Annotated in this window: 11 protein-coding genes; 7 read left to right on the forward strand and 4 right to left on the reverse strand. The window is 74.9% G+C overall.

Going from position 1 to position 11,159, the window contains the following annotated elements; translation table 11 throughout:
* Positions 1-68: 68 nt before the first annotated feature.
* Entirely contained in the window at positions 69-695 is a 627-nt protein-coding gene (locus QCD68_RS15440) for a hypothetical protein (protein WP_301223661.1), read from the reverse strand.
* A 144-nt stretch (positions 696-839) separates the two neighbouring features.
* On the opposite strand from QCD68_RS15440, the gene QCD68_RS15445 reads away from it, so the two are divergent.
* The 3 genes from QCD68_RS15445 (at position 840) to QCD68_RS15455 (ending at position 3,639) form a co-directional block, all read left to right on the forward strand.
* Complete coding sequence (locus tag QCD68_RS15445; protein WP_301223662.1) at positions 840-1,523, forward strand: response regulator transcription factor; 684 nt, start codon at positions 840-842, stop codon at positions 1,521-1,523.
* Positions 1,520-3,094 carry a HAMP domain-containing sensor histidine kinase gene (locus tag QCD68_RS15450; protein ID WP_301223663.1) on the forward strand — a complete coding sequence of 525 codons (1,575 nt, stop codon included), beginning with the start codon at positions 1,520-1,522 and terminating at the stop codon, positions 3,092-3,094. Before QCD68_RS15445 ends, QCD68_RS15450 begins: the two co-directional genes overlap by 4 nt.
* 65 nt (positions 3,095-3,159) lie before the next feature.
* Positions 3,160-3,639, forward strand: coding sequence for an NUDIX hydrolase (locus QCD68_RS15455; RefSeq protein ID WP_301223664.1), 480 nt, complete (start codon positions 3,160-3,162; stop codon positions 3,637-3,639).
* 1 nt (position 3,640) lies between these two features.
* Here QCD68_RS15455 and QCD68_RS15460 read toward each other — a convergent pair whose 3' ends face one another.
* The 3 genes from QCD68_RS15460 to QCD68_RS15470 are packed head-to-tail and all read right to left on the reverse strand — an operon-like array spanning position 3,641 to position 8,330.
* Positions 3,641-4,639, reverse strand: coding sequence for an XdhC family protein (locus tag QCD68_RS15460; protein ID WP_301223665.1), 999 nt, complete (start codon positions 4,637-4,639; stop codon positions 3,641-3,643).
* On the reverse strand, positions 4,639-7,476 hold the full coding sequence (locus QCD68_RS15465; RefSeq protein ID WP_301223666.1) for a molybdopterin-dependent oxidoreductase: 2,838 nt from the start codon (positions 7,474-7,476) through the stop codon (positions 4,639-4,641). Before QCD68_RS15465 ends, QCD68_RS15460 begins: the two co-directional genes overlap by 1 nt.
* A complete protein-coding gene (locus tag QCD68_RS15470; protein ID WP_301223667.1) occupies positions 7,473-8,330 on the reverse strand; it encodes an FAD binding domain-containing protein in 858 nt (285 codons plus the stop codon). The genes QCD68_RS15465 and QCD68_RS15470 overlap by 4 nt, the downstream gene beginning before the upstream one ends.
* Before the next feature lie 216 nt (positions 8,331-8,546).
* Here QCD68_RS15470 and uraD point away from each other — a divergent pair, with 216 nt between their 5' ends.
* The 4 genes from uraD to QCD68_RS15490 form a co-directional block, all read left to right on the forward strand.
* On the forward strand, positions 8,547-9,089 hold the full coding sequence (uraD, locus tag QCD68_RS15475; protein WP_301223668.1) for a 2-oxo-4-hydroxy-4-carboxy-5-ureidoimidazoline decarboxylase: 543 nt from the start codon (positions 8,547-8,549) through the stop codon (positions 9,087-9,089).
* The gene (gene uraH, locus QCD68_RS15480) at positions 9,086-9,439 is read left to right on the forward strand and encodes a hydroxyisourate hydrolase (RefSeq protein WP_301223669.1); all 354 of its coding nucleotides are present in this window, start codon (positions 9,086-9,088) and stop codon (positions 9,437-9,439) included. Before uraD ends, uraH begins: the two co-directional genes overlap by 4 nt.
* A 5-nt stretch (positions 9,440-9,444) precedes the next feature.
* A complete protein-coding gene (gene pucL, locus QCD68_RS15485; RefSeq protein WP_301223670.1) occupies positions 9,445-10,404 on the forward strand; it encodes a factor-independent urate hydroxylase in 960 nt (319 codons plus the stop codon).
* Between the two features lie 9 nt (positions 10,405-10,413).
* Positions 10,414-11,159 (forward strand): nucleotidyltransferase family protein (locus QCD68_RS15490; RefSeq protein ID WP_367316844.1); only part of this gene is annotated, 746 nt, incomplete at its 3' end.

Consider the following 11,159-nt stretch of genomic DNA (forward strand, 5'->3'; position numbering starts at 1 on the left):
GGGGGGGGGGGGGGGGGGGGGGGGGGGGGGGGGCCCCCCCCCCCCCCCCCCCCCCCGCCCGGGTCGCGTCAGGAACCGGAGGTCGGTGCGTCGGTCGGAGCACCGGTGGGCGCGTCACCCGGGGCAGGCGGGGTCGGCGCCGAGCCGTCCGTCGCCGGGGGAGTCGGTGCCTTCCCGTCGGCCTTCGGCGGAGTCGGTGCCTTTCCGTCGCCCTTCGGCGGCGTCGGTGCCTTCCCGTCGGCCTTCGGTGCTGCTCCGTCGGGACCGCACGTGGCGGCTCCGCCGGCCGGACCGGCTCCGGGGCCGGCTGCCGGACCACCGGCGGGACCACCTGCCGGGCCGCCGGCCGCCCCGCCGGCTGCCCCCGGACCGGCGGGCGCACCGCTCGGCGCTCCCGTCGGCGCACCGGTGGGTGCCCCCGACGGCGCCCCGGTCGGAGCGGTGACACTGCTGTTCCCGCCGTCACCGGGACCGGCGGCCATCGCCGCGGTGACGCCGACCCCGCCGAGGACGAGGGTGGCGGCGACCGCGGCACCGATGCCGGCGCGGCGGGCGAAGCGTCGTCGGCCGGCGGTGCGGTCGGCTGCGGGTGCCGTGGTGGGCGCTGCGGCGAAGTGGTCCACCGGGTACTGCTCGGTGGGCTGGTCGTTCCGGTTGCGGTCGTCCTGGTCGTCGTGCTGGTTGCTCTGGTGCATCGGGGTGCTCCTCGTGGTCGTGACGAACCCGTCCGGCTCGCTGTGCACCACGCTGGAAGTCGTGTCTGAAGCAGAACTGAAGCACAGGCGTTGCCCAGGTCGTTCCATGCTCCTTGCTCGCAGAAGACACCTACCGTTCCCGGCGTGACCCTCCCCGCCCGCGTCCTCGTCATCGACGACGACGAGTCCATCCGCACCGCCGTCGCCTCGAGCCTCCGAGCCGAGGGGTTCGCTGTGCGCACCGCCGGTGACGGCGACACCCTGGTCGACGACCTGGCCTCGGGCCGCCCCGACCTGGTGGTGCTCGACTGGATGCTGCCCGGGGCGAGCGGCATCGTGCTGGCCGGCCGGGTGCGCTCGGTGTCGGACGCCGCCGTGGTGATGATGACCGCGCGGGACGAACTCGACGACCGGCTGCGGGGGTTCGCCGAAGGGGCCGACGACTACGTGGTGAAGCCGTTCGCGATGGCGGAGCTCGTGGCCCGGGTCACGGCGGTCCTGCGGCGGCGGGGACGGATCCCGTCCGTGGTCGAGATCGGCGATCTCGTCGTCGACCCGGACGGTGCGACCGCCCGCCGCGGTGGTGCGCTGCTCGACCTGACCGCGACCGAGTTCCGGCTGCTCTGCTTCCTGGCCGAGGGCCGTGGCCGAACGCTGTCGAAGGCGCAGATCCTGACGCAGGTGTGGGGGTACGACGACATCGACCCCAACATCGTCGAGGTGCACCTCAGCGCACTGCGGCGGAAGATGGAGGCGAACGGCCCGCGCCTCATCCACACGATCCGCGGGCTGGGCTACCGGATGAGCGCCGAGCGGATCGCCGCGTGAGCCGCCGCGTCGCCGTCGGCCACGGGACGGACGCCGCCGCTCCCGTCACGCCCGCGCTCCGCACCACGTCCCTCCGACTGCGGACCGTCGTGGCGATCGTGGTGCTCCTGGCCGTCCTGCTCGGCGGCCTGTGCGTCGCGGTGCAGGCCCTGCTCGGCGACCAGCTCCGCGCGCAGACCGTCGACCGGCTGCGGGACCGGGCGTCCGCGGCGGCGGCCCTCGTCGGGACGGTCGACGCCGACGACCTCGCCGACCGGCTGTCCATGCAGGGGCTGTCGGTGCGCATCGTGCAGCCCGACGGTGCCGAGGTGCAGGCCGGCCCGTCGCCCGAGCAGCTCCGCGCCGGACCGCCCGACCCGGGGAACCTGCCCGCGCCGGGATCGGGCCCGGGGGCTGCTGTCGGGAACACCGGCACGGGCACCGGTGTCGGCCGCACCACCACCGGCAGCGCGGACGGCGCGTCCGTGGTGTCCTCGACGACCTCCGAGGACGACGGCGTCCTGACCCTCAGGTCACGGCTCGACGACGGCACGGTCCTGACCCTGACGACCGGCACGCGAGACGTCCAGTCCACCCTGTCGACGCTCGGCTGGGTGATGGGCGCTGCCTCCGCCGGGTTCCTCGTCGTCGCCGTCGTCGGTGTCACCCTCGTCGTCCGCCGGGCGCTCCGACCACTCGACGTCGTGACGTCGACCGCGATGTCGATCGCCGGCGGTGACCGTGGCCGGCGCCTCCGACCGCACCGGGACGACACCGAGATCGGCCGTGTCGCGACCGCGCTCGACACCATGCTCGACGCGGTCGAGGGGGCGGAGGACCAGGCTGTCCAGGCCGAGCTGCGCCTCCGGGCGTTCCTGTCCGATGCCGCTCACGAACTCCGCACCCCGGTCGCCGGTGTCCGGGCGGCCGCGGAGACGCTGATCCGCGCGGGCGTGCAGGGGGAGCAGCAGGAGCAGCTCGCGGTGCACGTCGTACGGCAGGCGGGGCGCGCCTCCCGGCTCGTCGACGACATGCTCACGATGGCGCGGCTGGACCGCGGGATCGACCTCGACCGCCGACCGGTGGACCTGGCCGCGTTCCTGACGGCCGAGGCGGAGCGGCTGGTCCTGCGGCTGCCGTCCGTGCACCTCGACGTGCGCGTGCCGGACCATCCGGTGCCGGCTCTGCTCGATGCGGACCGCATCGCCCAGGTGCTCGGCAACCTCGCCGACAACGCCGCCCGGGCGACCCGCGGCGACGGTCACCTGCTCCTCACGCTCCTGGCCGCCGAGGGGGCGGACACCGCCGTGGTCCGGCTGGAGGACGACGGCGTCGGCATCTCCGCAGTCGACCGTGAGCGGGTGTTCGACCGACTCGTCCGCCTGGACGACGGACGCGAGGACCGCAGCGCCGGCGCCGGGCTCGGCCTGCCGATCGCGCGCGGGATCGCGCGTGCGTCCGGCGGCGAGCTGGTCGCGGCCGACCCGCTCGTCCTGGACGGCGCGGCGTTCGTGCTCACCCTGCCGGTCGCCAGCGCGGCGGCCTCGGTACGCGACCACGGCCGGCAGGCGCGGCTCACCCCCGTCGGCTGAGGAGCGGCCGCGTGGTGCGGTCGCGTCACGCCCCCTCGGGTGCGTCCGCTCGGTACCCTCGTCCGGTGCAGGACGACGCCCCGCAGGTCATCCAGTCGACCGTCGACGCCCCGTGGCTGCCACCCGGCGGCGTCGCCGACGTCGTCCTCGGTGGCCCCGTGCTCCGTCCGACCGGGCTGGTCCGCCTGCTGCTGACCGACGGGGACCGCGTCTTCTGCACGCGCCGCGACGGGTCGGGCAAGGTCGACCTGCCGACGGCGCGCGTCGGTGCGGGCGACCACGACGGTGCGGTCGCGCTCGCAGAACTCGTCCGTCAGGTGCTCGGCGGGCCCGTGCCACTCCGGTACGTCGGGGCGGTCCGCAACACGGTCACGGTGCCGACGCCGGAGTACGAGTGGCCGACCCCGGTTGCGGCGTTCACCGTCTGGACGACAGACGCTCCACCCGTCGTCCCGGGCGAGTGGCTCGCCGGGGGCGCTGATTCGGTGCTGGCTGAGCGGCACTGGTACCCGCTCTGCCGGCGGCTCGTGGCGTCTGCCCACTGACTCACCGGGACACGGCGTCCTCCACCGGCCGCCGGTGCACCGGCCCGCTCCCGTCGACGAGCGCGCCGCCCGGGGCACCTCGGCGGACCGCCACCACCTCCGCCATGATCGACAGCGCCATCTCGGCCGGGGTCTCAGCGCCGATGTCGAGGCCGATCGGGGACCGCAGCCGCCCGGTGTCGGGCGTCCCGAGACCCCGCAGCACCGCGAGCCGTCGCTCGTGCGTCGCCCGCGAGCCCATCGCCCCGACGTACCCGGCACCACGACGGAGCGCGAGGTCGAGCACCTCGGCGTCGAACCGCTCGTCGTGGGTGAGCACGATGACGACGGTGTCCGGTCCGATCGCGGTGTCGGCGAGGATCCGCGGCGGCCACCCGACGACACGCTCCTGCGCCGCCGGGAACCGCTGGTCGGTGAGGAACACCGGCCGCGGGTCGACGACGGTCACCGCGTAGCCGAGCATCGCCGCGGTGTTCGTCACGGCGACGGCGAACTCGACCGCGCCGACCACGATGCACCGCGCCCGTCCGCCGGCGTACTCGGTGAACACACGGGTCCGGCAGCCGTCGGACGCCGTCACGACCGTGCCGAGCGAGGCCGCGTCGAGCGACAGGCCGAGCGACGTCGGCGTCCCGACAGCGGCGGCGCGGAGTGCGTCGACCACGACGGTGTCGGTCGGCAGGACGCGGTGGATGAGGACCTCGACCCGGCCCCCGCACCGCAAGCCCGGTGCCCAGTCGGCCAGGGGGTCGGAGGGGTCCTCGAACCCGAACCGTTCCAGGACCGGGATGCCGGTCGCCAGGACCTGTTCGGCGGTGTCGTACAGCGCCCCCTCGACGCACCCGCCGGAGATCGTCCCGACGACCTCGCCGCCGGGCAGCACGGCCATCGAGGTGCCGGTGCCGCTCGGCGCGCTGCCCTGCACGTCGACGGCGGTCGCGACGACGATCGGCTCGCCGCCGTCGAGCACGGCCAGGAGGCGCGGTGCCAGTTCGAACATCAGGCACCCCCGGCGTCGGTCGCGTCCGCCAGCAGCGCCCACACCCGGTCGCGGGTCATCGGCAGGCGGTACGGCCGGATGCCGATCGCGTCCCGGACGGCGTTCGCGACGGCCGGGGCGACGGGGTTGTAGGGCGCCTCGCTCATCGACTTCGCACCGAGTGGGCCGAGCGGGTCGGAGGTCTCGGCGAACAGCACCTGCGTCCGTGGCACGTCGGAGATCTTCGGCACCCGGTAGGAGCGGAAGGCATCGGTGGTGACCCGGCCGGTGGCGTCGAGCACGACCTCCTCGTAGAGCGTCGACCCGATCGCCTGTGCAGCACCGCCCTCGACCTGGCCACGGAGCTGTTCCGGGTTGAGGACGGTGCCGGCGTCGACGGCCTGCACGCTCTGCAGGATGCGGACCTCGCCGGTCGGTCGGTGCACCGCGACCCGGGCTCCGTGCACCGTGAAGGCGAGGGAGCGCGGCGTGCCGTCGTGGCTGGCGTGGGCGACGAGCGGCCCCTCGGCGAGCAGTTCCGCGTGCCCGACGAGTTCGTCGCCGACGCGGACGCCCTCGGGCTCGACGCTGACCGCCGGGCCGAGCACGCCGGAGGCGGTCCGCGGCGTGCGGGCTGCGACGAGCGCCAGGGCCCGGTCGGTGAGGTCCTTGCGGAGCGCCTGGGCGGCGGCGTACAGGGCACGCCCGGCGACGACGACCCCGGCGGACCCGAACGCCCCGGTGTCGTGGCGCGCGGCGTCGGTGTCGGACTGGTGCACGTCGACCCGGTCGGGTGTGGTGCCGAGCGCGGTGGCGACGAGCTGCGTGTGCACGGTGGTGGTGCCGTTCCCGAACTCGGCGGTGCCGACACCGATCCGGTACCGCCCGCGGGGCAGCAGTTCGACCGAGGTGTGGGCGTGGTGGCCCCGAGGCGGCATGGTGGCGATGGCCGCGAGGGCGACACCGGTGCCGAACGCCCAGTCGGCGGGACCGTCCAGCCCCGGACCGTCGAGCCCAGGACCGTCCAGCCCAGGACCGTCGAGCACCGGCCCGTCCATCCGCGGGACCTCGGGCAGCGGTCCGGCCAGGGCGTCCTCGACGAGGTCCAGGCACTGGTCGAGCCCGTAGCTGCCCTCCCACTGCAGGTCGCTCTGCTCGTGCGGGTCCGTGACGACGAGCGGGTCACCCGGCACCACGACGTTCCGCCGGCGGAACTCGACCGGGTCGAGGCCGAGCTCGCGGGCCAGCTCGTCCATCGCCGACTCGATCGCGAACACCACCTGCCCGAGTCCGTAGCCGCGGAACGCCCCCGACGGCAGGTTGTTCGTGTACACCGACTCGGCGTCGACGCGCTTGACCGGGCACCGGTACACCGCGACGGACTCGCTGACCGAGTGGAACATGACGCCGATGCCGTGGTTGCCGTACGCCCCGGTGTCCATCGTCTGGTCGACGTGCAGCGCCGTGAGCGTGCCGTCCGCGTCAGCACCGAGCCGGACCCGGACACGCATCGGGTGCCGGGTGGGTGCGACCGTGAACTCGTCCCGACGACTGAACTCGAACTGCACGGTGCGGCCGGTCCGCAGCACCGCCAGGGTGACGAGGTCCTCGGTGAGCAGCTCCTGCTTGCCGCCGAACCCGCCGCCCACCCGTTTCGCGACGACGCGCACCCGGGCCGGGTCGAGCGAGAAGACGCGGGCGATCTCGTCCCGCACCAGGAACGGGACCTGCGTGGCGGTCCGGAGCACGAGCCTCCCGTCCGGGTCCACCCACCCGCGGGTGGCGTGCGTCTCGAGGGCCGCGTGCGAGACGCGGCCGGTGGTCCAGACCCCGTCGACGGTCGCGGCCGACGCGGACAGCGCGGCCTCGACGTCGCCGGTACCGCCGTGGAGGCTCGCCACGACGTTCCGCGCCGGCTCGGCGATCCGGTGCTCGGCCGTCGTCTTGTCACCGTGCAGGAGCGGGGCACCCGGCCGACGTGCCGCATCCGGGTCGTGGACGCTGTCGAGGACCTCGTACTCGACGCGGACCAGGGCGCATGCCTGCTCGGCGATCCGGACGCTGTCGGCGACCACGGCGGCGACGCGCTGGCCGCGGAACCGCAGCACCGGGTCGAGCACGCGGGTGTCGTCGGGGTCGTCCAGCCGTGACTCGTGGCGGCCGGTGGAGAACAGCACGCCGGGGTCGTCGTGGTGGGTCAGCACGGCGTGGACGCCGGGCAGGGCCGAGGCTTCGGTGGTGTCGATCGCGGTGATGCGAGCGTGCGGGTGCGGGCTGCCGAGGACGGCGAGGTGCAGGAGCGCCTCGGTGCGCCGGAGCCCGTCGCTCGGCACGTCCAGCGTGTACTCCTCGCGGCCGGTGACGATGCGTCGGGCCGCCGGGGCCGCGACCGACGTGCCGATCGCCGCGCCCGGTGCCGCACAGGTCGTGTTCGCGACGCCGTCGAGCGCGTCCTCGATCGCCCGGTACCCGGTGCAGCGGCAGAGGTTGCCCTTGAGCTTCCGGTGCCGGTCGGCCAGGTCGTCCTCGGTCAGCGTCGAGGCGGTGACGACGAATCCCGCCGTGCAGAAGCCGCACTGGAACCCGGGTGCCTCGGCGAACGCACGCTGGACGGGGTGCGGGTCCTCCGGGGTGCCGAGACCGGCGGCCGTGGTGACCGTGCGGCCCTCGAGCCGGTGGGCGGGCGTGATGCAGGAGTGCACCGGCACCTGGTCGACGAGGACCGTGCAAGCACCGCAGTCACCGGCGTCGCAGCCCTTCTTCACCGAGGTCACGCCGTGCTCGCGCAGCAGCGTGCGGAGGACCTGACCGGGCTGCGGCGAGACCTCGAGCGGGGTGCCGTCCACCTCGAGCCTCATCGGGTGCCCACCGTCGCTGCGGTCGTTCCCGGTGCGCCCGCTGCCTCGGCGGCTTCGTCGCGGAGCTCGTGGGCGAACACGCTGCTCACCGCACGTCGCCACCGGGGTGATCCGTGCGGGTCGTCGTACCAGTCCTCGTCCGAGCCCAGGACGGCGTCGAGGGCGGCGTCCACCTCGCGGGCCGACGGCACCGCTGCCCACCGGAACACCACCGGCCGCGGGGTCGCCGCCGTGACGACGAGCACGAAGCCCGCCGCCGACCACCGCGCGGTGACGAGCGAGCCCGACCGGCCGTGCGGGCTGAGCGACACCCGGCGGAACCCGGTCGTCGTTCGCAGCGCTTCCTCCGGCAGGTCGAACGCCCGGATCACCTCGCCGTGCCCGAGGTCGAGCGTCTGCACGCCGAGCACGAGCTGCTCGACGGGCACGCGGCGTTCCCCGCCGTCCGGCGTCCACACCACCGCGGTCGCGTCGAGTGTCACGAGCAGTGCCGTCATCGCCCCGGCCGGCAGCCCGACCGCCACGTTCCCGCCGACGGTCGCCGCGTTCCACACCTTGAACGAGGCGAGCAGTGCGTTCGCGCACCGGTCCACCAGCGGCCAGGCGCTCCAGTCGGGGGCCGGCTGCACCCGGAGCAGCGCGGCGATCGTGCACGTCGCCGCGATCGTCAGCGTGCCCGGCGTCCGTTCGACGTCGGGCCAGCCCAGGGTCGTCAGGTCGACGAGCCCGGTCAGGCCGGGTTGCTCCTCCGAGAAGAGCCAGGTGCCGCCACCGAGCGGGCGGTCACCGGGTGCGAAGGCGAGGTCGTCGCGGTGCGACGGGGTCCGCACGGTGCAGACGGAGACGAGGTCCATGGACGGGTCCGATCAGGGCAGGGCGGCAGGGGTCGACGAGCGCACCGACTCGTCGGCCGTGCGCGATCATGCCCCGGTTCCATGCCATGTCGGCCACGCTAGGGAACCGGTGTTTCAGCGTCGTTACGGGGAAGGAACAGCCGTGGTCGGGCGGTGCAGCGGACCCGTGACCTGCCCGACCTCTCCCCGAAACACGGGGGTGCCATCCTCCGGGACATGACCGTTCCACCGTCCGACGCCGTCACGCAGGCGTCCCCGACCACCGGCAGCGCCCTCGCGTTCGACCGGCTCGACGACGACGCTGCCCGGGCACTCGTCGTGTCGTGGGCCGCCGTGCCCCGGTGGGCCGACGCCGTCCTCGCCGGCCGCCCGTACGGATCGGCGGACGCCCTCGCCGTCGCGGCCGACCGGCTCGCCCGGACCTGGACCGATGACGAGGTCGACGCCGCGCTCGCCGAGCACCCGCGGATCGGGGACCGGCCGGTGGGTGACGGAGCCGCGGCAGCAGCCTCCCGGCTGGAGCAGGCCGCGTCCGCGGATGCCGACGCGGACACCGCGGCCGCGCTCCGGGCCGGCAACGCCGCCTACGAGACCCGCTTCGACCGGGTGTTCCTCATCCGCGCCGCCGGTCGCAACGCCGACCAGGTGCTCGCCGAACTCCGCCGGCGGATGGACAACGACGACGCCACCGAGCGCCTCGAGGTCGCCGGCCAGCTGCGGGAGATCGCCCTCCTCCGACTCGAGCGGAGCGTCCGGTGAGCCACCTCAGCACCCACGTGCTCGACACCACGAACGGCTGGCCCGCCGCCGGGGTCGCCGTCTCGCTGACCGACGCCGACGGGGTGCTCGTCGCCTCCGGCCGGACCGATGCCGACGGTCGGATCAGCAGCCTCGGACCGGACCGGCTCGCACCGGGGGAGTGGACCCTGTCCTTCGCCACCGGCGCGTACTGGGCGGCACTCGACACCGGCACGTTCCACCCCCGGGTGACCGTGACGATCACCGTGCCCGAGCAGCCGGACGGGCCGACACCGGACGACCCCGCGCCGCACCTGCACGTCCCCCTCCTGCTCAGTCCGTTCGCCTACTCCACCTACCGAGGGAGCTGACCCCCATGACCGACACCAGCACCGCACCCGACACCAGCGCTGGCACGGGCGTGCCCACGACCGTCCACCTCGGCGCCAACCAGTACGGCAAGGCCGAGGTCCGCCTGGTCCGGGTCACCCGCGACACCGACCGCCACGAGATCGAGGACCTCACCGTCACGACCCAGCTGCGGGGCACGGCGCTCGCCGACTCGTACACCGACGGCGACAACGCGAAGGTCCTGGCGACGGACTCGCAGAAGAACACCGTCTACGCCTTCGCTCGCGAGCACGGCGTGCACAGCCCGGAGGAGTTCCTGCTCCGCCTGGGCCGCCACTTCACCACCGCGTTCGACTGGTACGACGGCGCGACCCTGTCGGCCGAGCAGCACACCTGGGAGCGCATCACGGTCGCCGGCCGCGAGCACGACCACGCCTTCGTCCGCGCCGGAGCCGGTACCCGCACCGCGGTCGTGCAGGTCGACGGCGACGACGTCCACGTGATCGCGGGCGTCACCGACCTGACCGTGCTGAAGTCGACCGGCAGCGAGTTCCACGGCTTCCCCCGCGACGGCTACACGACGCTCGCCGAGACCGACGACCGGATCCTGGCGACCTCGGTGACGGCCCGCTGGCGCTACCTGCCCGACGCGGTCGCCGCCGGCATGGACCACGACGCGGTGTACGCGGGGGTCCTCGCCCGGATGCTCGAGACCTTCGCGGACCTTCACTCGCTCGCGCTGCAGCAGACCCTGTTCGCGATGGGACGCACCGCGATCGAGGCGTTCCCCGAGATCGCCGAGGTGCGCTTCTCGATGCCGAACAAGCACCACTTCCTGGTCGACCTGGCACCGTTCGGGCTCGACAACCCGGGCGAGGTGTTCTTCGCCGCGGACCGCCCCTACGGGCTCATCTCGGGCACGGTTGTCCGGGACGGCATCGAGGACGCCCCCGCCGCCTGGCTCGCGGTGCCCGGGTTCGTCTGACGGTCCGACATGACGGCCGCCGACGCGGGGTCCGGCCGGGTGGTCGGCGTCGTCCTCGCGGCCGGCGCCGGCACCCGGATGGGCCGCCCGAAGGCACTGGTGCGTCGACCTGACGGCCGACCCTGGGTCGACCTGGCGGTCACCGCGCTGCTCGACGGCGGGTGCGACGCGGTCGTCGTCGTCCTCGGTGCCGCCAGCCGGGAGGCCCGTGCCCTGGTCCCCGACCGGCCGGCGGTCCGCAGCGTGGTCGCGGACGACTGGGAACGCGGGTCGTCCGCCTCGCTGCTGACCGGCCTGACGGCGGCAGCGGAGGACCCGGACGTCACCGCGGCGCTCGTCACACTCGTGGACCTGCCCGGGCTGCCCCACGCGGCGGTCCGGCGGGTGCTCGACGACGGCGGACGGACGACGCCCGACCCCGGATCACTCCGCCGGGCGGTGCACGGCGGTCGGCCCGGCCACCCGGTGCTCCTCGGGCGCGACCACTGGCGAGCGCTCGGCGCATCGCTCCGTGCATCGCTCCGGGCTGCGCTCGATCCCGGAGCGGTGGCGGACGCAGACCGTGGTGCCGGTCCCTGGCTCCGGTCGGCGGGGGCGCAGCCGGTCGAGTGTGGCGACCTCTGGGACGGCGCCGACCAGGACCGGCCCCTGTCGGGTCGGGCCCCGGCGTGGGTTGCCGGGCCCGGCCCCCCCCCGGGGGGGGGCGGGGGGCGGCGCGCACCGGCGGCCCCCCCCCGGAGGCGGGCCGCGCGGCC

Origin of the sequence: Curtobacterium sp. PsM8 (genome assembly GCF_030433875.1) — a bacterium.
Lineage (GTDB): Bacteria > Actinomycetota > Actinomycetes > Actinomycetales > Microbacteriaceae > Curtobacterium.

Bases quoted from the DNA above. Each gene is read 5' to 3' on its own strand.
- QCD68_RS15440 (WP_301223661.1), bottom strand. From the start codon at position 695: ATGCACCAGAGCAACCAGCACGACGACCAGGACGACCGCAACCGGAAC.
- QCD68_RS15460 (WP_301223665.1), bottom strand. From the start codon at position 4,639: ATGTTCGAACTGGCACCGCGCCTCCTGGCCGTGCTCGACGGCGGCGAG.
- QCD68_RS15465 (WP_301223666.1), bottom strand. From the start codon at position 7,476: ATGAGGCTCGAGGTGGACGGCACCCCGCTCGAGGTCTCGCCGCAGCCC.
- QCD68_RS15470 (WP_301223667.1), bottom strand. From the start codon at position 8,330: ATGGACCTCGTCTCCGTCTGCACCGTGCGGACCCCGTCGCACCGCGAC.
- uraD (WP_301223668.1), top strand. From the start codon at position 8,547: ATGACCGTTCCACCGTCCGACGCCGTCACGCAGGCGTCCCCGACCACC.
- pucL (WP_301223670.1), top strand. From the start codon at position 9,445: ATGACCGACACCAGCACCGCACCCGACACCAGCGCTGGCACGGGCGTG.